Source organism: Mycobacterium sp., from assembly GCF_002863225.1.
Lineage (GTDB): Bacteria > Actinomycetota > Actinomycetes > Mycobacteriales > Mycobacteriaceae > Mycobacterium.
Genome location: NZ_PKEK01000009.1, coordinates 1 through 21,310, shown reverse-complemented (window position 1 = coordinate 21,310; position 21,310 = coordinate 1). Strand labels below are relative to the sequence as shown.

At 67.2% G+C, this 21,310-nt stretch carries 24 protein-coding genes; 15 read left to right on the top strand and 9 right to left on the bottom strand.

The window, feature by feature from the left end; translation table 11 throughout:
• Positions 1–62 precede the first annotated feature (62 nt).
• Positions 63–482 (bottom strand): Rv3235 family protein, encoded by a 420-nt coding sequence (locus tag CYU59_RS01430; RefSeq protein ID WP_292975292.1) that lies wholly within the window; start codon positions 480–482, stop codon positions 63–65.
• Between the two features lie 260 nt (positions 483–742).
• Here CYU59_RS01430 and CYU59_RS01425 point away from each other — a divergent pair, with 260 nt between their 5' ends.
• From CYU59_RS01425 to CYU59_RS01400, 6 genes are all read left to right on the top strand, one after another.
• Complete coding sequence (locus CYU59_RS01425) at positions 743–2,143, top strand: wax ester/triacylglycerol synthase family O-acyltransferase (protein WP_292975043.1); 1,401 nt, start codon at positions 743–745, stop codon at positions 2,141–2,143.
• Positions 2,144–2,155: 12 nt separating this feature from the next.
• Positions 2,156–2,986, top strand: a complete 831-nt coding sequence (ppk2, locus tag CYU59_RS01420; protein ID WP_292975041.1) for a polyphosphate kinase 2 — start codon at positions 2,156–2,158, stop codon at positions 2,984–2,986.
• On the top strand, positions 2,983–3,504 hold the full coding sequence (locus CYU59_RS01415) for a hypothetical protein (RefSeq protein WP_292975290.1): 522 nt from the start codon (positions 2,983–2,985) through the stop codon (positions 3,502–3,504). Before ppk2 ends, CYU59_RS01415 begins: the two co-directional genes overlap by 4 nt.
• Before the next feature lie 95 nt (positions 3,505–3,599).
• Positions 3,600–4,751, top strand: coding sequence for a ferredoxin reductase (locus CYU59_RS01410; RefSeq protein ID WP_292975039.1), 1,152 nt, complete (start codon positions 3,600–3,602; stop codon positions 4,749–4,751).
• A gap of 84 nt (positions 4,752–4,835) precedes the next feature.
• Positions 4,836–6,119, top strand: a complete 1,284-nt coding sequence (locus CYU59_RS01405) for a fatty acid desaturase (RefSeq protein ID WP_292975037.1) — start codon at positions 4,836–4,838, stop codon at positions 6,117–6,119.
• A 10-nt stretch (positions 6,120–6,129) separates the two neighbouring features.
• Entirely contained in the window at positions 6,130–6,654 is a 525-nt protein-coding gene (locus CYU59_RS01400; protein ID WP_292975035.1) for a hypothetical protein, read from the top strand.
• 61 nt (positions 6,655–6,715) lie between these two features.
• Here CYU59_RS01400 and CYU59_RS01395 read toward each other — a convergent pair whose 3' ends face one another.
• A complete protein-coding gene (locus tag CYU59_RS01395; RefSeq protein ID WP_292975033.1) occupies positions 6,716–7,750 on the bottom strand; it encodes an LLM class flavin-dependent oxidoreductase in 1,035 nt (344 codons plus the stop codon).
• On the opposite strand from CYU59_RS01395, the gene CYU59_RS01390 reads away from it, so the two are divergent.
• A complete protein-coding gene (locus tag CYU59_RS01390) occupies positions 7,749–8,261 on the top strand; it encodes an SRPBCC family protein (RefSeq protein WP_363113684.1) in 513 nt (170 codons plus the stop codon). The genes CYU59_RS01395 and CYU59_RS01390 overlap by 2 nt on opposite strands.
• Here the strand turns inward: CYU59_RS01390 and rsgA are convergent.
• Together rsgA and aroA are read right to left on the bottom strand one after the other, a co-directional pair.
• Complete coding sequence (rsgA, locus tag CYU59_RS01385; RefSeq protein WP_292975031.1) at positions 8,258–9,238, bottom strand: ribosome small subunit-dependent GTPase A; 981 nt, start codon at positions 9,236–9,238, stop codon at positions 8,258–8,260. The two genes, CYU59_RS01390 and rsgA, sit on opposite strands and share 4 nt — an antisense overlap.
• A complete protein-coding gene (gene aroA, locus CYU59_RS01380; RefSeq protein ID WP_292975029.1) occupies positions 9,235–10,527 on the bottom strand; it encodes a 3-phosphoshikimate 1-carboxyvinyltransferase in 1,293 nt (430 codons plus the stop codon). The genes rsgA and aroA overlap by 4 nt, the downstream gene beginning before the upstream one ends.
• 137 nt (positions 10,528–10,664) lie before the next feature.
• On the opposite strand from aroA, the gene CYU59_RS01375 reads away from it, so the two are divergent.
• Positions 10,665–11,429, top strand: a complete 765-nt coding sequence (locus CYU59_RS01375) for an SOS response-associated peptidase (RefSeq protein ID WP_292975027.1) — start codon at positions 10,665–10,667, stop codon at positions 11,427–11,429.
• Between the two features lies 1 nt (position 11,430).
• Here the strand turns inward: CYU59_RS01375 and CYU59_RS01370 are convergent, their stop codons facing one another.
• Positions 11,431–12,795, bottom strand: a complete 1,365-nt coding sequence (locus CYU59_RS01370) for an HNH endonuclease signature motif containing protein (RefSeq protein ID WP_292975025.1) — start codon at positions 12,793–12,795, stop codon at positions 11,431–11,433.
• 99 nt (positions 12,796–12,894) lie between these two features.
• Between CYU59_RS01370 and CYU59_RS01365 the strand changes: the two genes are divergently transcribed.
• Positions 12,895–13,761, top strand: a complete 867-nt coding sequence (locus tag CYU59_RS01365; protein ID WP_292975023.1) for a 3-hydroxyacyl-CoA dehydrogenase family protein — start codon at positions 12,895–12,897, stop codon at positions 13,759–13,761.
• Here the strand turns inward: CYU59_RS01365 and CYU59_RS01360 are convergent.
• Complete coding sequence (locus CYU59_RS01360; protein WP_292975022.1) at positions 13,730–15,169, bottom strand: NAD(P)/FAD-dependent oxidoreductase; 1,440 nt, start codon at positions 15,167–15,169, stop codon at positions 13,730–13,732. The two genes, CYU59_RS01365 and CYU59_RS01360, sit on opposite strands and share 32 nt — an antisense overlap.
• A 109-nt stretch (positions 15,170–15,278) precedes the next feature.
• Here CYU59_RS01360 and CYU59_RS01355 point away from each other — a divergent pair, with 109 nt between their 5' ends.
• Positions 15,279–15,833: a TetR/AcrR family transcriptional regulator gene (locus CYU59_RS01355; protein WP_292975020.1), complete on the top strand. Its 555-nt coding sequence runs from the start codon at positions 15,279–15,281 to the stop codon at positions 15,831–15,833.
• Complete coding sequence (locus tag CYU59_RS01350; protein ID WP_292975018.1) at positions 15,826–16,665, top strand: enoyl-CoA hydratase/isomerase family protein; 840 nt, start codon at positions 15,826–15,828, stop codon at positions 16,663–16,665. The genes CYU59_RS01355 and CYU59_RS01350 overlap by 8 nt, the downstream gene beginning before the upstream one ends.
• On the opposite strand, the gene CYU59_RS01345 is transcribed toward CYU59_RS01350, so the two are convergent.
• Both CYU59_RS01345 and CYU59_RS01340 read right to left on the bottom strand, forming a co-directional pair.
• Complete coding sequence (locus CYU59_RS01345; RefSeq protein WP_292975016.1) at positions 16,656–17,138, bottom strand: aminoacyl-tRNA deacylase; 483 nt, start codon at positions 17,136–17,138, stop codon at positions 16,656–16,658. The two genes, CYU59_RS01350 and CYU59_RS01345, sit on opposite strands and share 10 nt — an antisense overlap.
• Positions 17,139–17,142: 4 nt before the next feature.
• On the bottom strand, positions 17,143–17,991 hold the full coding sequence (locus tag CYU59_RS01340) for an NAD(P)-dependent oxidoreductase (RefSeq protein ID WP_292975014.1): 849 nt from the start codon (positions 17,989–17,991) through the stop codon (positions 17,143–17,145).
• A 131-nt stretch (positions 17,992–18,122) separates the two neighbouring features.
• Here CYU59_RS01340 and CYU59_RS01335 point away from each other — a divergent pair, with 131 nt between their 5' ends.
• Both CYU59_RS01335 and rsrA read left to right on the top strand, forming a co-directional pair.
• Positions 18,123–18,914, top strand: coding sequence for a sigma-70 family RNA polymerase sigma factor (locus CYU59_RS01335; protein WP_292975012.1), 792 nt, complete (start codon positions 18,123–18,125; stop codon positions 18,912–18,914).
• Positions 18,911–19,177 carry a mycothiol system anti-sigma-R factor gene (gene rsrA / locus CYU59_RS01330; RefSeq protein WP_292975010.1) on the top strand — a complete coding sequence of 89 codons (267 nt, stop codon included), beginning with the start codon at positions 18,911–18,913 and terminating at the stop codon, positions 19,175–19,177. The genes CYU59_RS01335 and rsrA overlap by 4 nt, the downstream gene beginning before the upstream one ends.
• A 217-nt stretch (positions 19,178–19,394) precedes the next feature.
• Here rsrA and CYU59_RS01325 read toward each other — a convergent pair whose 3' ends face one another.
• Positions 19,395–20,105 (bottom strand): hypothetical protein, encoded by a 711-nt coding sequence (locus CYU59_RS01325; RefSeq protein ID WP_292975008.1) that lies wholly within the window; start codon positions 20,103–20,105, stop codon positions 19,395–19,397.
• Between the two features lie 316 nt (positions 20,106–20,421).
• Here CYU59_RS01325 and CYU59_RS01320 point away from each other — a divergent pair, with 316 nt between their 5' ends.
• Positions 20,422–20,637 (top strand): biotin/lipoyl-binding carrier protein, encoded by a 216-nt coding sequence (locus CYU59_RS01320; protein WP_292975006.1) that lies wholly within the window; start codon positions 20,422–20,424, stop codon positions 20,635–20,637.
• A 29-nt stretch (positions 20,638–20,666) separates the two neighbouring features.
• A partial coding sequence (locus tag CYU59_RS01315; RefSeq protein ID WP_292975004.1) for a histidine kinase N-terminal domain-containing protein occupies positions 20,667–21,310 on the top strand: 644 nt, incomplete at its 3' end.

The following is a 21,310-nucleotide window of genomic DNA, read 5'->3' as shown; positions in this document are numbered from 1 at the left end:
CTCCTCATCGCGCTGCGCGCTCTGCATCGTCGCCCGGCTGGGCTTGACGGCCAGGCCGCGCCCTAACCGATGTGCAGGGCAACCACCTGCCAGCGCCCGCCGCCAGTACGAGCCGCGGACTCGATGCGGCAAGCGATGGCATGCATCCGCGGACCGCGGCTGTAGCTGCCGAACACCTCTGCCGCGGTCGGGCCGGCCGGCTGCAGCCGCACCCGGCGCAGCACCGCCACGCCGGACGGGTTGCCGGACAAACGATTGGCGCACAGCACCGAGTCGACGAGCCCAGGAGTCAGCAACCCGTTCAGCTGAGCGATCGGACGGCGACGGTCGATGACTTCGAGCACCCGGCGTAGCGCGGCGTCGGCGAAGCTCGCCGCCTGCCGCATCGGCGGCGACAAGGCCGGTGGTGTCGAATGGCGTTGTGGCGCATGCGTATTGCGCCTGCGCAGCGTGGTCGGCGAGGGGGGCGGGCATTGCCGCATGTCGCGGGCCGGCGGCTCGCAATCGACGACGGGGGTGACCGCCAAGGCGGATGCATCCGATGGGTTGGTCGACACAGAACTCTCCCGCACGATGTGATGGGCCATGCTGGCCTGCTGGAGAGTGGCAGACGAGTGCGAGGATCATCGCACAATCGGCGGGAGGGCGTATTCGCGCTGTGCGCTGCGCCACGGCGCGCGGTGAGCGTTTACGGCATATTGGTCGAGGGACCGGTTCGGCGACGACGAGGGGGAGGGGCGACGTGACCCGTTTGTCCGCATCGGACGCCTCCTTCTACGAGCTGGAGAACTCGGCGACCCCGTTGTACGTCGGGTCGCTGTCGATCCTGCGTGCGCCGCGTTCCGGGCTGAGCTACGAGACTCTGCTGGCCGCCGTCGAGCGACAGCTGCCCCACGTCCCGAGGTACCGGCAGAAGGTCCGCGAGGTGACGATGCGGCTGGCCCGGCCGGTCTGGGTCGACGACCGCGACTTCGACATCACCTACCACGTCCGGCGCTCCGCGCTCCCGTCGCCGGGCAGCGACGAGCAACTCCACGAGCTGATCGGCCGCCTGGCCGCGCGACCGCTCGACCGGTCCCGGCCGCTGTGGGAGATGTACCTGGTCGAGGGCCTGGCCAAGAACCGGTTGGCGCTCTACACGAAATCGCATCAGGCCTTGATCAACGGCATGGGCGCCGCCGAAATCAGCCACGTCATCGCCGACCGCAACCGCCGTCCGCCGCCGTTCGTCGAGGACATCTGGGTGCCGGCCCGCGAGCCCGGCGCCATGCAGCTGCTGCTGGGGGCCGTCGGCGACTGGGCCACCCGGCCCCAGGCCCAGATGAGGGCCGTCCACAGCGGAATCGTGGACCTGGTGACCAACTCCAGCAAGGTGGTCGACGCCGGCCGGCGGATGTTCGACGTCGCCCGGACGTTGGCCCGGGGCAACGCCCCGCGCAGCCCGTTGAACTCCACGGTGTCGCGCAACCGGCGCTACACGGTGGCGGTCGGACGACTCGACGACTACCGGACCATCCGCACCCGGTACAACTGCGACGTCCATGACGTGGTGCTGGCGGTGGTCACCGGTGCGTTGCGCAACTGGCTGCTGTCGCGAGGCGAATCCGCCGCGCACACCGAGACGGTGCGGGCGATGGCCCCATTGCCGGTGTACGAGGCCTTTGACACCTCGAACCTGGGTCAGGCGATCAGCCAGGTGGCGCCTTTTCTGGTCGACCTACCGGTCGGCGAGGGCAACACGGTGGTGAGGCTTTCGCAGATCGCCCACGCCACCGAGACGAATCCGACAGCGGCCAGCCTGGTCGACGCCCGCACCATCGCGACGCTGTCGGGCTTTGCGCCACCGACGTTGCACGCCATGGGAATTCGTGTCGCAACGAGTTTGTCGCCGCGGCTGTTCAACCTGTTGATCACCAATGCGCCGGGGGCACAGTCGCAGATGTACATCGCGGGCGCGAAGCTGCTGGAGACCTACGCGGTGCCGCCGCTGCTGAGCAATCAGGCGTTGGCCATCGGGGTGACGTCGTACAACGGCATGTTGTATTTCGGCATCAACGCCGACCGCGATGCGATGAGCGACGTCGACGTGTTTCCGTCATTGCTGGCCGAATCGCTCGATGAACTGCTGGAAGCCGCTCAGTAGAACTAGGATTCGATGGTGAGCAAGTCGCAGAAGACGCAACCCAAATTGCCCAAGAAGGTCTACAAGGCCGAATTACTGCGACTGCAAACCGAATTGGTGAAGATGCAGGAATGGGTGCGCGCGAGTGGCGCCCGCGTGGTGGTGATCTTCGAGGGTCGCGACGGAGCGGGCAAGGGCGGCACCATCAAACGGATCACCGAATACCTCAACCCGCGGTTCGCCCGGATCGCGGCGTTGCCGGCGCCGACCGATCGCGAGAGTGGGCAGTGGTATTACCAGCGCTACGTCGCGCAATTGCCCACCAAGGGCGAGATCGTGCTGTTCGACCGCTCCTGGTACAACCGCGCCGGCGTCGAGAAAGTCATGGGATTCTGCACGCCGCAAGAGCATGCGCTGTTCCTGCAGCAGACACCGACCTTCGAGCAGATGCTGATCGACGACGGGATCTTGGTGCGTAAGTACTGGTTCTCGGTGTCCGAGGACGAGCAGCTGCGCAGATTCCAGGCGCGTCGCAACGATCCGCTGCGGCAGTGGAAGCTCAGCCCGATGGACCTGGAGTCGTTGTACAAGTGGGAAGACTATTCGCGGGCCCGCGACGAGATGATGGCCTACACCGACAAGCCCTCCAGCCCATGGTATTTGGTGGAGTCGGACCTCAAGAAGCACGCCCGGTTGAACATGATCGCGCATTTGTTGTCGACCATCGACTACAAACCGGTGAAGCTGGCCAAGGTCAAATTGCCCGCCCATCCGATCAGGACCGGCAACTATCAGCGTCCGCCGCGCGAGTTGTCGACCTACGTCGACGACCATGTCGCGACCCTGCTGGGGTCGAAAGACTGATGCGGATCTACATCCCCGTGACGCTGGCCATGCTGCAGCAACTGGTTACCGACGGCGCGCTGCGGCCGGTGAACGGCACGGCCTTCGCGGTGACCCCCAAGCTGCGCGAGTCGTACGCCGAGGGCGACGACGACGAACTCGGCGAGGTCGCGCTGCGTGAGGCCGCGATGGCGTCGCTGCGACTGATGGCCGGTGCCGCGGACGAGGGCACCGGTGAGCACGACGGGGCGCTACCGCCGCGACGGGCGGTGTTGGTTGCCGATGTCGGAGACGTCACACTGCGCCCGGATCTCGACGACGCCGTGGTGCGAATAGGAGCGCCTGTGCCGCTGAATGAGGTGGTCGCCGCGTTCGTCGACAACGCCGCCGCGGAAGCCCAGGTCAGTGCCGCGATCGAGGTGATCGACGCGGCCGATCTGGGCGACGAGGACGCCGAGCTGACGGTCGGTGACGCCCAGGATCACGACCTCGCCTGGTATGCCGTGCAGGAGCTGCCCTTCCTGCTCGAGTTGCTCTAACTCACAGCCAGCCTTTAGCTACGCAACCGTAAGTTACGGTACCGTAGGTTCCATCCCGGGCGAGAGCCGCGATCCTTGGATGGACAGGAACCTCAATGGACCGAAAGATCTCTCGAGCCGCGGCCGACGTCATCGAGACGCGGCCCATTACGCTGGCCGGAGTGGAATCCCACGCCGGCTGGCATGCATTGCGAAAAATCGCCCACCGCATCACCACGCCGCTGCTACCAGACGACTACACCCGCCTCGCCAACCCGCTGTGGTCGGCGCGGGAACTGCGCGGCCGGGTCCTGGAAGTGCGGCAGGAGACCCACGATTCGGCGACTTTGGTCATCAAGCCGGGCTGGGGCTTCAGCTTCGACTACGAGCCTGGTCAGTACCTCGGCATCGGCCTGTTGATGGACGGCCGCTGGCGTTGGCGGTCCTATTCGCTGACGTCCAGCCCGGTGACCACCGGCCCGCGCCGCAGCGCGCGCACCGTGACGATCACGGTCAAGGCGATGCCGGAAGGCTTCCTGTCAGCGCATCTGGTCGACGGCGTCACGCCCGGGACGATCGTTCGACTGGCCGCCCCGCAGGGCAACTTCGTGCTGCCCGATCCGGCGCCGCCCGCCGTGCTGTTCCTCACCGCCGGCTCGGGCATCACGCCGGTGATGTCGATGCTGCGCACGCTGGTCCGTCGCGACCAGATCACCGATGTGCTCCACCTGCATTCAGCGCCCACCGCCGACGACGTCATGTTCGGCGCCGAACTCGAGCAGTTGGCCCGCGAGAACCCGGGCTATCGGCTGCAGCTGCGCGCCACGCGCAGCGAGGGGCGGCTGGATCTGTCCCAGCTCGACACCGAGGTGCCGGATTGGCGCGCCCGCCAGACGTGGGCCTGCGGGCCGGCGGCGATGCTCGACTCCGCCGAGCAGGTCTGGTCGGCTGCCGGTATGGCCGACCGCCTGCACCTCGAGCGATTCGCGGTCTCGAAGGCGGCGCCGGCCGGTGCCGGCGGCACGGTCACGTTCGCCAAGAGCGGCAAGAGCACCGCGGCGGACGCAGCGACGTCGCTGATGGACGCCGGCGAGCAGCAGGGTGTACAGATGCCGTTCGGTTGCCGGATGGGGATCTGCCAGTCCTGCGTCGTCAGCCTGGTCGAAGGCCATGTACGCGACCTGCGGACCGGCGAAGAGCGTGAGCCGGGCACCCGCGTTCAGACGTGCGTGTCGGCCGCTTCGGGCGATTGCACACTCGACGTCTAAGAGTTACCGGCTAGTAACCTACGCTTTCGTAGGTTACGATAGCGTAGGTCAGGAACTGCAATCTGCAGGAAGGCAAACTCAACGATGGCGATCACCGACCTCGATGTTTTCACGCATCTGACGGACGCTGACATCGAGAACCTGGGCGTCGAACTCGACGCCATCCGTCAGGACATTGAAGACTCCCGCGGCGAGCGCGACGCTCGCTACATCCACCGCACCATCGCAGCGCAGCGCGCGCTGGAAGTGGCCGGACGGGTGATGCTGGCGTTCAGCAAGCGCCGCTCCGCCTGGTGGGCCGGTACCGCGACGCTCGGCGTGGCCAAGATCATCGAGAACATGGAGATCGGCCACAACGTCATGCACGGCCAGTGGGACTGGATGAACGACCCCGAGATCCATTCCTCGTCGTGGGAGTGGGACATGATGGGGTCGTCCAAGCATTGGCGCTTCACCCACAATTACGTGCACCACAAGTACACCAACATCCTCGGCATGGACGACGACGTGGGCTACGGGTTGCTGCGCGTGACCCGCGACCACCCGTGGAAGCGCTTCAACCTGCTCAACGTGTTCTACAACGCGATGCTCGCACTCGGCTTCGAGTGGGGCGTCGGGCTCCAGCACGTCGAGATCGGCAAGATCGTGATGAAGCGGATGGAAAACGACGACGCCCGCGAACGCGTCGAAGAATTCATGGACAAAGCCGGCCACCAGGTGCTCAAGGACTACGTGGCGTTCCCGGCGTTGACGGCACTGTCGCCCGGCGCGTCGTTCAAATCGACGCTGAAGGCCAACATCCTGGCCAACATCATCCGCAACGTCTGGGCCAACGCCATCATCTTCTGCGGCCACTTCCCCGATGGCGCAGAGAAATTCACGAAAACCGATATGATCGGCGAGTCGAAGGGGCACTGGTACCTACGCCAGATGCTGGGCAGTGCCAACATCAACGCCGGCCCGGCCATGCGTTTCATGAGCGGCAGCCTGTCCCACCAGATCGAGCACCACCTGTTCCCGGATCTGCCGAGCAACCGGTACCCCGAGATTGCAGTGCGCGTGCGACAAATCTGCGAGAAGTACGACTTGCCTTACACCACAGGCCCTTTCCTGGTGCAGTACGGCAAGACGTGGCGGACGATCGCCAAGTTGTCGTTGCCGGACAAGTACTTACGCGCCACCGCCGACGACGCCCCGGAGACCCGTAGCGAGTCGATGTTCGCCGAACTGGGGCCGGGTTTCGCCGGCACGGATCCTTCGACGGGACGTCGCCGTGGCCTGAAGTCGGCGATCGCGGCCGTGCGCGGATGGCGGCGCAACAAGCGGGCCGTCGTTGAGGTGCAGACACCGGACGATCTGGCCGCCTAGACTCTGGGCGGTGGACGTTGTCACCGCGCACCCGATCGTCGACGCGGTATTGGATCGGCACAGCGACGCGTTAGGCGACTACCGCTCGGCGTACGCCAACCACGTCTATCGCTGCATCACCTACCACCAACTCCTGCTTGGCTTTTCGGTGCCCGATGTCGCGGCGCTGGCGTGGGCGACCCACGACCTGGGCATCTGGACAGCCAGCACCTGGGACTACCTGGGGCCGTCCGCCGACCTCGCCGAAGCGTATGCCGAGGAATTCGGCGTCACCGACATCGGTCAACTGCGGGCACTGGTCACCGAACACCACCGCCTGCGTCCCTTGCGCGACGCCACGGTGACGGAGACCTTTCGCCAGGCCGACCTGATCGACGTCAGCCACGGAGTGCTGCGCCAAGGTGTCGCGCGGCCGGCAGTGAAGGCGGCGGTCAAGGCATTGCCGTACAACGGTTTTCATGCGTTCTTGGCGAGAGGTCTCAGCGGTCACGCGGTGCGTCACCCGCTGCGCCCACTGCCGATGATGCGGCTGTAGACACCCGCGAGACAGCAGCTACGGTCGTGGACCGCGCGGATTCACAGCCCGGGCTTCTGCCTCACGCGTTGCTCGCAAGGGTGACCAACCGCTGCAGGGTAGCCAGCTGCTGTTGAGGTTCGCCCTCCAGCTTCGCCAGTAGCGTGGTGATGCCGACTGCACGGTAGCGTTCGATGCGCTCGGCGATGATGTCTTCGGTGCCAAGCAGATTCGTCAGCCGCCCGAGATCCAGCGGCACCGCGGCACGGGCCTCGTCGCGCTCGCCGGCCTGCCACAGCGCGGCGACCGTCGCCACTTCGTCGGCGTAACCGAGGCGGCTGAACGCGTCGTTGTAGAAGTTCTGTCCGCTCGAACCGCCCGCGCCCATCGCGCCAATGGTGAACGCATAGCCTTCGGCATGCCGGCGGGCGGCCGCGTCACCGGACGCCTGGTCATCGTGGAATTCCACCGCCACCGGTGCCACCAGGTCGAGTTCATCCAGGCTGCGTCCGGCCCGCTGCGCCCCGTCCCGCAATGGTCCGAGGAACACCTCGGCCGCCTCCGGAATGAACGCGTTGCCCAGCCAGCCGTCGGCCGTCTCGCCGGTCAACTCCAGGTTCCGCGGTCCCATCGCCGCCACGTAGACCGGGACGTGCCGGGGGCTGACCAGCGGCTTGATCGCCGCGCCGCGACTGTTCGGCAGCGGCAGCGGATAAATCTCGCCGTCGTGCTCGAGGCGCTCGCCGCGGCTCACCATCCGGACGATCTCGATGGTCTCCCGGGTGGTCTGCACCGGCTTGCGGAACCGGACGCCGTGCCAACCCTCCATGACCCGCGGACCGGACGTGCCGACTCCCAGCAGGAACCGGCCCGCCGACAGCTCCTGCAAGCTCAGCGCCGACGTCGCCAACAGCGCCGGACTACGCGAACCCAGCTGCACCACGAAGGTTCCCAGCTGAATCGTCGACGTCTTGGCGGCCAGATAGGCCAGCCCGGTCAGCGCGTCGTACCCCCAGACTTCGGGGACCCACAGCGACGTGACGCCGATCTGTTCGGCGGCCACCGCGAACTCTGCGGCGCCCGGCATTCGCGGTTCCACCATCGCGGCGACCTTCATGGCTGGCATGCTAGCCATCATGCGCTATCGCGATCTACCCACAGTCGAAGTGACTCAGCGCGTTCGGTGCGACCTGCCCACGGCCTGGGCGCTGGTCACCGACATCGATCTGCCGACCCGGTGCTCCGCGGAGCTGCAGGGCGTCGATTGGCTCGACGGCGCCACCGGCGTCGAGGTCGGCGCGCGGTTCTGCGGACGCAGCAGCCACCAGGCGTTCGGCGACTGGTCGACGGTGTGCCAAGTGGTCGAAGTCGAGGAGCAACGCCGCTGGGTGTACGACGTGGTGGGGCCCGACGGCGCCAGCGCGACATGGGGATTCGAGGTCGAGCCGACCAGCGACGGCGTACTCATCCGGCAGTGGGGCCGGATGGGTCCCGGCCCGTCGGGCCTGACCCCGGCGATCGAGGCGATGCCGGAGAAGGAGGCCAGGATCGTGTCCAATCGACTGGCCGAGTGGCAGCAGAACATGCAGGCCAACCTTGAGTGGGTCCGGTCGCGGGCCGAGTCTTAGCTTTCGCGCAACGCCGCCAGCAGCCGGCGCGCGGCCGCCACCCGTCGCACCGCAGGGCCGGTCAACTCGTCGAGCGCACATTCGGGATCGGCCGGCGGGCCGAGGTGCCCGCACCCGCGCGGGCAGTTCTCGATTGCCTCCGCCAGGTCGGAGAACGCCAGCGCCACATCGTCGGGTTTGATGTGAGCCAGCCCGAACGAGCGGATTCCGGGGGTGTCGATCACCCAGCCGCCGGGGTCGTAGGGCAGCGCCACCGACTGGGTGGACGTGTGCCGGCCCCGGCCGATGTCGGTGACGACGCCGACAGCTCGATGTGCTTCGGGGACAAGGCGATTCACCAGCGTCGACTTGCCGACGCCGGAATGGCCCAGCAGCACCGTGATCTTGTCGACCAACAGATGCGATACCGCCTCCAGCGGGTCGTCGCGGCCTGCGGTGATCACGTCGAGGTCGAGGTCGGCGAACTGCTCGGCGAACGGCTCAGCCGGCGCGAGATCGGTTTTGGTCAGACACAGAATAGGGACGAGTCCGCCCGCGTACGCCGCGATCAGAGTCCGGTCGACCAGACCTGTCCGCGGCGGTGGATCGGCCAGCGCCACGACGATCAGCAGCTGATCCGCGTTGGCCACCACCACGCGTTCGGTCGGGTCGGTGTCATCGGCGGTGCGCCGCAACAGCGTTCGCCTCGGGCCGCGGCGCACGATACGGGCCAGCGTGTCCGTTCGGCCGGACAGATCCCCGACGATGTCGACCTCGTCGCCGACGACGATCGGGGTGCGGCCCAATTCCCTTGCGCGCATTGCCGTGACGCGCTGGTCAATGTCGCCGCCGAGCACGCATCCCCAGCGGCCGCGGTCGACGCTGACCACCATCGCGGGTTTGGCGTCGGCGTGCTCGGGGCGGGTTTTGGTCCGCGGCCGGGAGCCTTTCCCGGAGCGGATTTTGACGTCGGACTCGTCGTAGTCCTCCGGCTTCAACCGCCGGACTCCTGCGCCAGCATGTCGCCCCACATCGACGGGAAGTTCGGCAGCGTCTTGGCGGTGGTCTCGATGTCCTCGACGTGCACGCCGTCGACCCGCAGACCGACGATGGCCCCGGCCGTCGCCATCCGGTGGTCGGCGTAGGACTGCCAGGTGCCGGCGCGCATCGGGGTCGCGGTGATCTCCAGCCCGTCGGCGGTCTCGCGGCAGTCGCCGCCGAGCCGGTTGATCTCGGTGCTCAGCGCGGCCAGCCGGTCGGTCTCGTGGCCGCGCAGGTGGGCGATGCCGGACAACCGCGATGTCGAACCGGGTGCGGCCAGTGCGGCGAGCACCGCCACCGACGGGGTCAACTCGCCGACGTCGCGCAGGTTGACGTCGAATCCGGAATACGATTGCGGCCCCTGCACTTCGAGGTACGAATCATCCCGCTTCACAGTGCAATTCAATTGGGCAAGGATGCCGAGGATGGTGTCGGCGGGTTGAATGCTGGCGGTCGGCCAGCCGGTGATCCGGACCGTTCCGGCGCTGACCACCGCCGCGGCGATGAACGGGACGGCGTTCGACAGGTCCGGTTCGATGTGCCAGTGCCGGGCCGCGACGGGACCCGGCCGGATGTCCCAGCGGTTGGCGGTGGTGTCGTCGACGTGCACGCCGGCCTGGCGCAGCATCGCCACCGTCATCGCGATGTGCGGCGCTGACGGCAGCGACGGGCCGACGTGGCGCACGGCCAGGCCGTCGGCGAACGACGAACCGGCGAGCAGCAGGCCGGAGACGAACTGCGACGAGGCCGAGGCGTCGATCTCCACCGCGCCACCGGCGACCTTTCCCGCGCCGCGAACCCGGAACGGAAGCCCGTCGCCGTCGATGTCGACGCCCAGACCGCGCAGCGCGTTCAGCAGGGGAGTGATCGGGCGAGCCCGGGCCTGCTCGTCGCCGTCGAAGGTGACGGTCTCCAGCCCAAGGGCCGCCAGCGACGGGACGAACCGCAGCACCGTGCCGGCCAGCCCGCAGTCGATGCGGGCGTCCGCGGGTGGGGCGATCGTCCCGCTGACTTCCAGTTCGTCGGCCGGTCCGTCGACCTGCAGGCCGAGGGCGACCAGCGCGCCGATCATCAGGTCGGTGTCACGACTGCGCAGCGCGCCACTGATGGTCGAGGAGCCGTTGGCGGCGGCCAGCGCCGCCAGCACCAGCGCGCGGTTGGTCTGCGATTTCGAGCCCGGCACCGTCACCGTGGCGTGTACCGGCCGCGAGGTGAAGGGGGCGGGCCAGGTATCCACGTGCTCCATTGTGGCCCACAGGCGATCGCAAGCGCGGCGAAGCCGGGTGCAGCGGGTCGCCGCCGGATGACACAGGCGATCGCAAGCGCGGCGAAGCCGGGTGCAGCGGGTCGCCGCCAGTGAACCGAGCGGGCAACAATGGAGACATGTGCGGACGATTCGCAGTGACAACCGACCCGGCTCTGCTGGCCGAGAAGATCGAGGCGATCAACGAGGCACGCGCGGCGGAGTCAGCCGCCCCGAACTACAACGTGGCGCCCACCACCACCGTCACCACCGTGGTTCGCCGGCATTCCGACCCCGAGGACCCCGACGACGAGGCCACCCGGCGGGTGCGGTCGATGCGCTGGGGGTTGATCCCACCGTGGGCCAAGGCCGATTCAGACGGCAAACCGGAAACCAAGGGTCCGCTGCTGATCAACGCCCGCGCCGAGAAGGTCACGTCCTCACCGGCCTTTCGGTCCAGTGCCAAGTCCAAGCGCTGTCTGGTGCCGATGGACGGCTACTACGAGTGGCGTGCCAACCCCGCCGACACCGGCAAGAAGGCGCGCAAGACACCGTTCTTCATGCACCGCGCCGACGGCGACATGCTGTTCATGGCGGGGCTGTGGTCGGTCTGGAAGCCGGCCAAAGACGGCGATCCGTTGCTGAGTTGCACGATCATCACCACCGACGCGGTCGGCGAGCTGGCCGGCATCCATGACCGGATGCCGCTGATCGTGCCCGAGGGGGAGTGGGATCGCTGGCTGGATCCCGATGCGCCGGCCGACCTTGACTTCCTTGCCGCACCGCCGAACATCGACGGCATCGAAATGCGCGAGATCTCCACGCTGGTCAACAACATTCGCAACAACGGCCCTGAACTCTTGCGACCGGCCGAGCCGCAGCCTCAACAGGCGACGCTGCTGTAGTTCACGCCGCGTCCGGTTCTTCGTCGGGCGCGAGCATCTTCTCGGGGTGGTGGAAGGTGTTGACCCGCGGTTGCCCGCGGTCCAGGTGCGGCGGGGGTATCCACTCGACCTCGCCCCGGGCGTTGATTCTGGTCGTCCAACCCTTCTCGGCGAGTCGGTTGTCGGGCCCGCAGGCCAGCGCCATCTCGGCGGCGTCGGTTCGACGAGTCGCCGCCCAGCCCTTGGTGTGGTGCGCCTGAGTCCAATATCCGGGCGCGGTGCAGCCCGGCTTCGTGCAGCCGCGATCCCTGGCGTGCAACATGATTCGTTGCGCCGGAGAGGCCAGCCGCTTGCCGTGGTAGAGGGCCAGCGGTTTGCCCTCGTCGAAGATGGCGAGGTAGTGATGAGCGTGACCGGCCAGCCGGACGAGGTCGCTCATGGGCAACCAGCTTCCGCCCGCGACACGTCCGTGCCCGGCCGCGGACGCCAACTCTTTCAACGTGGTCGTCACCACGATGGTGGTGGGCAGTCCGTTGTGCTGGCCGAGCTTCCCGGACATCAACAGACCGCGCAATCCTGCGAGCAGAGCGTCGTGATTGCGCTGGGCCTCTGATCGGGTGTCGCGTCGGCGGGCGCTGTCGGACGGGTCGTCGTCGACGACGGGAGTGGCGTCGTCGGGGTTGCACATCCCGGGCGCGGCCAGCTTGGCCAGCACCGCGTCGAACGTGGCCCGCAACTCGGGATTCAGGTAGCCCCTGATGCGCGACATGCCATCGGCTTCCTGCCGGCCGACGACGACGCCGCGACGTCGGGCGCGATCCGCGTCGGTGAAGTTGCCGTCCGGGTTCAGGCAATCCATCAAGACCTGCGCGTACTTCGCCACCTCATCGGGGCGATACTCGCTGGCCTTGTCCGCCAAGTCGGCCTCGGCGGCCTGCTGCGTCAACGGGTCTACGCCATCGGGCAGGCGACGGAAGAAGCTGCGAATCACCGCGACGTGTTCGTCGCCGATGCGTCCCTGGCGTTGCGCTTCGGCTGTCGCGGTCAGCCGCGGTGACAGCGATTCGCCGGTCAACGCGCGGCGTTCGCCCAGATCGGCGGCCTCGCCGATGCGCCGGGTCGCCTCGCTGCGGGAGATGCGCAGCTGGTTGGCCAGGGCGTCCGCCAGTCGGCCGCCCAGTTCCTCGTCGCCTGCCTGCTCGGCGAGCTGAGTGACCAGCGCATGTCCGGGGACTCGGAGGCGCCTCGCGGTTGCCTCCAACCGCTCCAGCACGCGGAGCCGTTCTGGTGTGGTCAGTATGTCGAAGGACAAGGCGCACACGCGGTCCAGGCCGGCATCGAGCGCGTCGAGGCTCTCGACGACCTCTTCACGCGTGCTCGACGACATGCCCCAATTTTAGAAACGGGGTCCGACAGAAATCGGCATCCTGTGACCATTGAAATCAAAGTGGCACAAGTGGTTTGCGCGCAACGCTAACGTATCGATATGACGAGTCGCTACACCTACACATTCGACGACATCCGGAACCGGCCGGTCGCGGTGATCGGCGCGGGGACGTTGGGCCGGCGGATCGCGTTGATGTTCGCCAGTCGCGGCGGGTCGGTGCGGATCTACGCTCGCCGCGACGAACAACTGGCCGATGCGACACAGTATGTGGCGGCGAACCTTTCGAGAGTGATCGAAAGCCGAGGCTTCGGCGAGCCGGGCGAGGCGACGGGGACGACATCGCTCACCGAGGCGCTGGACGGCGCCTGGCTGGCGGTGGAGTCGGCGCCGGAAAAGCTCGAGATCAAGATTCCGCTATGGGGCGAGATTGACGAAGCCGCGCCGGCCGACACCATTTTCGCGACCAACTCGTCGTCGTATCCGTCGCGGTTGATGGCCGAAAACATCAGGGACAAAACGCGTTTCTGTAACACGCACTTCTACATGCCGCCCGATGTCACCGGGCTCGACCTGATGTCCGACGGCCAGACTGACCGGGGTCTGCTCGACACGCTGCTCGCGGTGCTGCCCGAATTCGGTGTCTACCCGTTCGAGGCGCGCAAGGAGTGCACCGGCTTCATCTTCAATCGGGTGTGGGCGGCCATCAAGCGAGAGTCGCTGGCCGTGGTGGCCGAGGGTGTGGCCCGCCCCGAAGACGTCGACGGCATGTACAAGCTCAACCTCGGCGCTCCCGCTGGACCGTTTCAATTGATGGACCTGGTCGGACTGGACGTCGCCCTGGACATCGAAAACCATTACGTCGACGAATTTCCCCAACTGCCAACGGGTCCCAGGGACCTGCTGCGGTCGTATGTCGACGAAGGCAAGCTCGGTCTCAAGACCGGTGAGGGCTTCTACCGCTATTGAGTTCGGTGATCGCGGCTTGCGCGGCATTGGCCCCGCACATGCCGTGCGCTCCGGGTCCGGGTGGCGTGGCGGCCGAGCAGATGTACATGCCGGGCACCCCGATCGAGTACGGCGACAACGTCGCTCGCGCACCGAACGCCAACTGGCGGATGTTCTTGGCGCCGGTCATGATGTCACCGCCGACGTAGTTCGCGTTCGAGGACTCGAATTCAGCGGGGGTTCGCACCAACTGCCCGACGATCCGCTCCCGGAAGCCGGGGGCGAACCGTTCGATCTGAGCGATGATCGCCGGCGTCGCGTCGCCGGAAAACCCGTTCGGCACATGCGCATACGTCCACACGGGATGAACGTCGCCGACCGATCGCTGCGGATCGGCCAGATACTGCTGACCGATGAGGACGAACGGCCGCTCGGGCATCCGCCCGGCATTCACGTCGCGCTCGGTGGCGGCCATCTCGGCGAAGTCACCCGCCACGTGCACGGTGCCGGCCCGATGCGCCTCCGGGCTGGTCCAGGGCACCCCGCCCTCGACGGCGAAGTCGACCTTGAAAGCGGCTGGGCCGTGGCGGAATCGGCGGTAGGCGCGGGACACGCGGTCCGGCAACCGGTTGCCCAGAATCCTGGCGATCGCACCCGGCGCAAGATCGAAGATCGTCACGTCAGCCGCCGGCAACTGGGCCGCATGGTTAATCCGGGCGCCGGTCTCGATCGTGCCGCCCGACTCGGTGAGCACCGACGCCAGGGCGCGGGAGATGGAGTGTGAGCCACCGGCCGCGACGGGCCAGCCGTGCCGATGCCCGGCGGTCAGGATCCCCAACCCGATCGCCGACGACATCGGATGGTGCAACGGCCGAAACGAATGCGCGGCAGCGCCGCCGAACAATGCCCGCGCTTGCGGCGTCCGGAACACCCGCGCCAAGACCGACCCTGGTAGCACGGTGGGTGCGCCGAAACGGGCCAGCGCCAGCGGATGATGCGGCCAGCGCAACAGCGGGCCCATGATGTCGTCGGCCAGCGTGTCGAAGTTCGCCGACGGCCAACCGAAGAGTCGTTGCCACCGCGGGCCGTCGACGCCCAACCCGTCCGCGGTGGTCTGCACCGAGCGGTACAGCACCCCGGCGGTCCCGTCGTCGAGGGGATGGACGCAATCGATCTCGGGCCAGCGCCACCGCAGGCCGTAGCGCTCGAGGTCGAGACCATCGAGGAACGTCGAACCCACGGCCATCGGGTGGATCGCCGAGCAATGGTCGTGCAGCAGACCCGGGAGGATGGCCTCGCCGCTGCGGGTGCCGCCGCCGATCTCGTCCGCGGCCTCGAACACCGTGACCGCCAGGCCGTGCTGGGCCAGCGTCACAGCGGCAGCGAGCCCGTTGGGGCCACTGCCGACCACGACCGCGTTAGGTGTCATGACCAAACCCTATGTCGAGGCCATCGCAAATTGGCAATACCGAGTAATCCTCTGTTGAGTTAGAGTAATCCTCGTGCCGAGAACAGCTGTCGACGCGCGAGGCCGACTGATGCGGTCAGCCCGTGTCCGGTTCGCCTCCGACGGCGCCCTCGCCGCGACGCTGGACGAGATCCGCCGCGACGCCCAGGTCAGCGTCGGCGCGCTCTACCACCACTTCCCGGACAAGCCGGCGCTGGCGGCCGCGGTCTACGCCCAGGTGATGAGCGAATACCAGGCCGGGTTCGTGACGATGTTGCGCCGCCACGACTCCGCCGAAGAGGGAATCCGCGGCGGCGTCGCACACCATCTGCGCTGGGTCGTCGCCAATCGCGCCGAGGCGACATTGCTGCTGGGGGACCGGCTCGACAGCCCGGAACTGCGAGAGTCCAACCGGGCTTTCTTCGCCGACGTGCGCGACTGGTGGCGGCCGCACCACAGCTACGGCGCCCTCCGCCCGATGCAGGGCGGAGTCACCGCCGCACTGTGGTTCGGACCCGCGCAGGAATTCAGCCGGTACTGGATCGCCGGCGACGAATCCCGGATGCCGCGCGGCGTGATCAAGACCTTCGCCGACGCGGCGTGGAAGGCATTGCGGGCCAACGCTATCGAGGAGAGAGATGACTGATTCGCTGTATCAGAGACTGGTCGCCGAAGGAGACGCCCCGGACGCGCCCCGCCGAGTGCATGTCGATCACCGCGGCGACCGTGCGGTGGTGACCCTCGACGAGCCCGACCGCCTCAACGTGCTGTCGGCGCCGCTGGTGCGCCAATTGCGTTGCGCGCTGGAAGGACTCGTAGTCGACCGCGATATCCGCAGCGTCGTCCTGACCGGTCGCGATCCGGGTTTCAGCGCGGGTGGTGACTTGAAGATGATGCAGATGGCCACCGAAAACCTGAGACGACCCGAGGGCGTCGCCGATGTGTGGCGGTGGATCCGCCGCGAATTCGGTGGCATCGCACGGCTCATCGCCGGGTCGGACACGATCTTCGTCGCCGCCGTCAACGGCCCGGCCGCGGGCGTCGGGCTGGCCTGGGCGCTGTCCTGCGACATCGCCGTCGCCAGTGAACGCGCGGTGATCGTGCCGGCCTTCGGCAAGCTCGGGCTGATACCCGAGGTCGGCACCAGCTGGGCGCTGACCCGTCGACTAGGATACCAAGCGGCGCTTGCCTATTACCTGCGCGGTGAGCACATTGATGCCCGCGAGGCGCATCGGCTCGGTCTCGTCCAGCAGGTCGTCGACCACGCCGGCCTGCTCGACGCCGCCGACGAGTGGTGTGCACGGGTCGCGGCCATGCCGCGGCACGCCGTCGCGATGACCAAGCCGCTGCTGCGGGCCACCGCCGATGCCGGCTGGCACGAGGCGCTGACCATGGAGGAGTTCGCCGAACCGACCTGCTTCACCACCGCGGCTTTCGCCGACAGCGTGCACGCGATGCTGGCCAGGTCTCAGGCCTGAATCTCGGCGGTCACCGCGTCGGTCAGCCGGATCAGGTCCTCGGGCGCCAGCGCGACGTCCCAACCGCGGCGACCCGCACTGACGTACATCCGCTCCCAGCCGAGCGCGCCGGCGTCGACGACGGTCGGCAGTCGGGTGCGTTGCCCCAGCGGCGAAATGGCCCCCAGCACATAGCCGGTGGCCCGCTCTGCGGCGCGCTGGTCGGCCATGGTGGCCTTGGCCGCGCCCAGCGCCGCCGCAGCCGACTTCAACGACAGCTTCGCCAACGCCGGAATGATCGCGACGGCCGGGCCGTCGGGGACCGCGATGATCAGGGTCTTGTAGATCTGTCCGGGTTCGACGGTGCCGCGCAGGGCCCGGACCGCTTCGCCGCCGAAGGAGTGTTCGCGCGGATCATGGTCGAACTTGACCACCTCGTGCGGGACGCCGGCGTCGGTCAATACCGCCAGCGCCCGAGTGGCCGCAGCTGGCAAAGTGTCAGGGGCCGGTGTAGCCCGGCGGGTTCACGCCGTCGACCCAGAAGTCGACGCCGAGAGTGCCGTCCTTGACGCAGTTGTAGACCGACAGGTCCGTCACCCCGGACTCCAGCAGCACGTCTTCGCACAGCAGGGTGTTGCCGGTGTATTCCTTGGACGACTTGTTCAGGATCACGTAGGCCGCATCGGAGTAGATGTCCGGCGTGCGCGCCCGGCCCATCGCCTCGTCGCCGCCGAGCAGGTTCTGCACCGCGGCGGTGGCCACCAGGGTGCGCGGCCACAGCGTGTTGGAGGCGATGCCCTCTTCGCGTAGTTCTTCGGCAATTCCCAACGCGCACAGCGTCATACCGAATTTGGCCATCATGTACGCGGTCGGCTTCAGCCATTCCTTGCCGAGCAGCACCGGCGGCGACAAGGTCAGGATGTGCGGGTTCTCCCGGCCCTTCATGTGGGGGATACACGCCTGCGAGACGGCGTAGGTGCCGCGCACCTGGATGCCGTTCATCAGGTCGAAGCGCTTCATCGGCACTTCACTGATCGTGCCGAGGTTGATCGCCGAGGCGTTGTTCACCACGATGTCGATGCCGCCGAACTGCTCGACGGTCTTGGCCACCGCGGCCTCGACCGAGTCCGGGTCGCGGACGTCGCCGACGATCGGCAGCGCCTGGCCGCCCGCTTCCTCGAGTTCCTTGGCGGCGGTGTACACCGTGCCCGGCAGCTTCGGGTGCGGCTCAGCCGTCTTGGCGATCAGCGCGATGTTGGCACCGTCCTGGGCGGCCCGCTTCGCGATGGCCAGGCCGATTCCGCGGCTGGCACCCGAAATGAACATGGTTTTGGCTTTCAGCGACATGAGCGTCACAGTAACGCTGCTCACAATTGCGCCGGACCAGCGGTCCGGAAATACCGTGGCGGTTGTGGCTGTTGAGCCAGGCAAAGCAGACAGTGTCAGACGCAGCCTTTAGATTGGGAAAGGGGAATCGCGTGTCAACGGCGACCAGCCTCCGAGGCGAACAGCAGTTGGCCGGGTACCAGACGGGTCCGGTCTTGATGGACCTGTTCACCGGTATCGCGACAGAAGGGACTGCGTTACTCACCATGGCTGACACCGACAGCGCGACGGAGCCCGAGGTCGCGGTGGACACCGCGGTTTCCGATGGGAGCTCGCGGACCCGATCAGACGAGACCGATGCACAGCTGACCGCGCGGTTCGAGCGCGACGCGATCCCGCTACTCGACCAGCTCTACGGCGGCGCGCTGCGGATGACCCGCAACCCCGCCGATGCCGAAGACCTGCTGCAGGAAACCATGGTCAAGGCCTACGCCGGGTTCCGGTCGTTCAGGGAGGGCACCAATCTCAAGGCTTGGCTCTACCGCATCCTCACCAACACCTACATCAACAGCTACCGCAAGAAGCAGCGTCAGCCCGCGCAGTACCCGACCGACGAGATCACCGACTGGCAGCTGGCCGCCAGCGCCGAGCACACGTCGACCGGCTTGCGGTCCGCCGAGGTCGAAGCTCTCGAGGCTCTGCCCGACACCGAGATCAAGAAAGCGCTGCAGGCCTTGCCGGAGGAGTTCCGGATGGCGGTCTACTACGCCGACGTCGAGGGTTTCCCCTACAAGGAGATCGCGGAGATCATGGACACCCCGATCGGGACGGTGATGTCACGACTGCACCGCGGCCGGCGTCAACTGCGTGAACTGTTGAGCGACGTGGCCAAGGAACGTGGCTTCATCCGCGGCGACCAGACACCCGAGGAGGTGTCGTCATGAGCGACAAGCCGGTGATCAAAGCCGAATGCGCCGAGGTACTCGCCGAGGTCTGGACTCTGCTGGACGGGGAGTGCAGTCCGGAGACCCAGGACAAGCTCCGGCAGCATCTCGAAGATTGCCCGCCCTGCTTCCAGGCCTACGGTCTCGAAGAGCGCATCAAGGGGCTGATCTCCACCAAGTGTCGCGGCGAGCGAGCTCCGGAGAGCCTGCGGGCCCGCCTGCGACTGGAGATCAGTCAGACGACGATCATCCGGGGCGGTTGAGCCGGCACCAGACGAACAACAAAGACGCGGGCCGCCTGTCGGACGGTCCGCGTCTTTGTCGTTTCGAACGGTTGGTTAAGCGTTGGGCCGCTTGCCGTGATTGGCCTTGCTGTGCTTGCGGTCGCGCTTCTTCCGGCCTCGCTTGGCCATGACTGATCCTCCTCGCGGTTCTACCTGCCGATCAGTCTGTCACGCCACCCGCCCTGCAGGCCAACTGCTAGACGACCGGCACGTGCACCAGGGTGCCGCCGCTGGCGCTCGCCGATGCCACCGGGCCTTGCTGGCCAGCGGGCTGGCCGGCCAGAGGAGCCTGGGCCGGGGCAAACGGACCGCCCGCACCGGGGCCCTGAGCGGGCGACAAGGGAGCGGGTCCGCCGGGAACCGTGCTACCCGGGTAACCACCCAGTCCCGGCGTCTGCCCCGGAAGCGTCTGCCCCGGCAACGTCTGTCCCGGTAGGCCGCCCGGCGCCTGACCCGTGAGGCCACCCGGGTAACCACCCAGTCCCGGCGTCTGCCCCGGGAGCGTCTGACCGGCCAGGCCACCCGGCAGGCCACCGGGGATTCCGCCTGGCAGGCCGCCGCCTCCACCGAGGCCGCCCAGCCCGCCGGGCAGACCGCCGGGCAGGCCGCCGCCTCCGCCGAGCGCACCGGTGGCGGGCATCAAGAGGTCGCCGGCACCGGGAATGACGTTGTTCATCAGCCCGCTCAGCGAGCCGAACAGCGAGTTGGCGATGTTCACCGCGCCGCCGGCGCCACCCGGCAGACCCGGGATCGGGTCGTCGGCGGCGAAAGGTTGCTGGGGAGCGGCCGCCGCGGCACCCGCGGTGAGCCCGATCGTGGCGAATGCGGCCAGCGCCACCCCGAATCCAGTGGCCGCTCGGGTCACCGATTTACGACCTGCCGAATGCTCAAACATGTTGTCGGACAACGTAATTCTCCTCGGTTTCGACGCTTTCACTTCAAGATCTTCTGGCACTCCATTCACTTGGGACACTCTGCTTGCCAAATGTCACAGTTCGAGCACGACACTGTCACAGAAGCGGCTCTATAGGTTCTCTTAGTGATCTTGGAGTTTGCTTATCGATATCTCCGAGACATCAATCGTGACCTTTCAGCAGCACAAACCGGCTGTCGACGCGCCTCGCCGGCACCGACGACTGCTCGGAGTACAACTGGGTAAATCGATTGTGGTTCGATAAAGCAACGCAAACGCCGAAAACGGCTGGCTGACGAACGGGGTAGTGATGGCCGAGGACGTCCGGGCAGAAATTGTGGCCAGCGTGCTCGAGGTCGTGGTCCATGAGGGCGACCAGATCGGCGAGGGCGACACCGTGGTGTTACTGGAATCGATGAAGATGGAAATCCCGGTTCTTGCCGAGGTCGCCGGAACGATCAGCAAGGTCAGCGTGGCGGTTGGCGATGTCATCCAAGCCGGCGATCTCATCGCCGTGATCAGCTAGCCGCCCGATCCTCACCACGGAAAACGCCGATGTCCACTCTCGGTGACCTGCTCGCCGAACACACGGTCCTGCCGGGCAGCGCGGTCGACCATCTGCACGCCGTAGTGGGCGAGTGGCAGCTGATCGCGGACCTTTCGTTCGCCGACTACCTGATGTGGGTTCGGCGAGAAGACGATTCCCTGGTCTGCGTTGCGCAGTGCCGGCCGAACACCGCTCCCACCGTGCTACTGCGCGACGCCGTCGGGACCGTGGTCGCCGCCGACCGCATGCAGCCGATCACCTCCGCTTTCGAGTCGGGTGCGATCCGCTTGGAAAGCGGTGCGGGACAGAATTATTCGTGGCAACAGACCGGTGTGAACGTCGAGGCGGTGCCGGTGCGATACGGCGACGCGGTGGTCGCCGTGTTGACGCATCAGACCGGCGTCAACGACGCGCCGAAGTCCAGTCAATTGGAGACGGCCTACCTCGACTGTGCCGGCGATCTGCTGCACATGCTCTCGCAGGGCACCTTTCCCAACGTGGGGGACCTGGCGATGTCGCGGTCGAGCCCGCGGGTGGGTGACGGCTTCATCCGTCTCGACGTAGGCGGGCTGGTGTCCTATGCCAGTCCCAACGCGCTGTCGGCATACCACCGGATGGGCCTCACCTCAGAGCTGGAGGGGCACAACCTGAT

What these genes read in the sequence shown, in the direction of transcription:
- CYU59_RS01430 (WP_292975292.1), bottom strand. Translation starts at nt 482, where the DNA reads ATGCGGCAATGCCCGCCCCCCTCGCCGACCACGCTGCGCAGGCGCAAT.
- CYU59_RS01405 (WP_292975037.1), top strand. Translation starts at nt 4,836, where the DNA reads ATGGCGATCACCGACCTCGATGTTTTCACGCATCTGACGGACGCTGAC.
- CYU59_RS01320 (WP_292975006.1), top strand. Translation starts at nt 20,422, where the DNA reads ATGGCCGAGGACGTCCGGGCAGAAATTGTGGCCAGCGTGCTCGAGGTC.
- CYU59_RS01390 (WP_363113684.1), top strand. Translation starts at nt 7,749, where the DNA reads ATGGCTGGCATGCTAGCCATCATGCGCTATCGCGATCTACCCACAGTC.
- CYU59_RS01350 (WP_292975018.1), top strand. Translation starts at nt 15,826, where the DNA reads ATGACTGATTCGCTGTATCAGAGACTGGTCGCCGAAGGAGACGCCCCG.
- CYU59_RS01340 (WP_292975014.1), bottom strand. Translation starts at nt 17,991, where the DNA reads ATGTCGCTGAAAGCCAAAACCATGTTCATTTCGGGTGCCAGCCGCGGA.
- rsrA (WP_292975010.1), top strand. Translation starts at nt 18,911, where the DNA reads ATGAGCGACAAGCCGGTGATCAAAGCCGAATGCGCCGAGGTACTCGCC.
- CYU59_RS01410 (WP_292975039.1), top strand. Translation starts at nt 3,600, where the DNA reads ATGGACCGAAAGATCTCTCGAGCCGCGGCCGACGTCATCGAGACGCGG.
- CYU59_RS01375 (WP_292975027.1), top strand. Translation starts at nt 10,665, where the DNA reads ATGTGCGGACGATTCGCAGTGACAACCGACCCGGCTCTGCTGGCCGAG.
- CYU59_RS01355 (WP_292975020.1), top strand. Translation starts at nt 15,279, where the DNA reads ATGCGGTCAGCCCGTGTCCGGTTCGCCTCCGACGGCGCCCTCGCCGCG.
- ppk2 (WP_292975041.1), top strand. Translation starts at nt 2,156, where the DNA reads ATGGTGAGCAAGTCGCAGAAGACGCAACCCAAATTGCCCAAGAAGGTC.
- aroA (WP_292975029.1), bottom strand. Translation starts at nt 10,527, where the DNA reads ATGGAGCACGTGGATACCTGGCCCGCCCCCTTCACCTCGCGGCCGGTA.
- CYU59_RS01370 (WP_292975025.1), bottom strand. Translation starts at nt 12,795, where the DNA reads ATGTCGTCGAGCACGCGTGAAGAGGTCGTCGAGAGCCTCGACGCGCTC.
- CYU59_RS01395 (WP_292975033.1), bottom strand. Translation starts at nt 7,750, where the DNA reads ATGAAGGTCGCCGCGATGGTGGAACCGCGAATGCCGGGCGCCGCAGAG.
- CYU59_RS01365 (WP_292975023.1), top strand. Translation starts at nt 12,895, where the DNA reads ATGACGAGTCGCTACACCTACACATTCGACGACATCCGGAACCGGCCG.
- CYU59_RS01360 (WP_292975022.1), bottom strand. Translation starts at nt 15,169, where the DNA reads ATGACACCTAACGCGGTCGTGGTCGGCAGTGGCCCCAACGGGCTCGCT.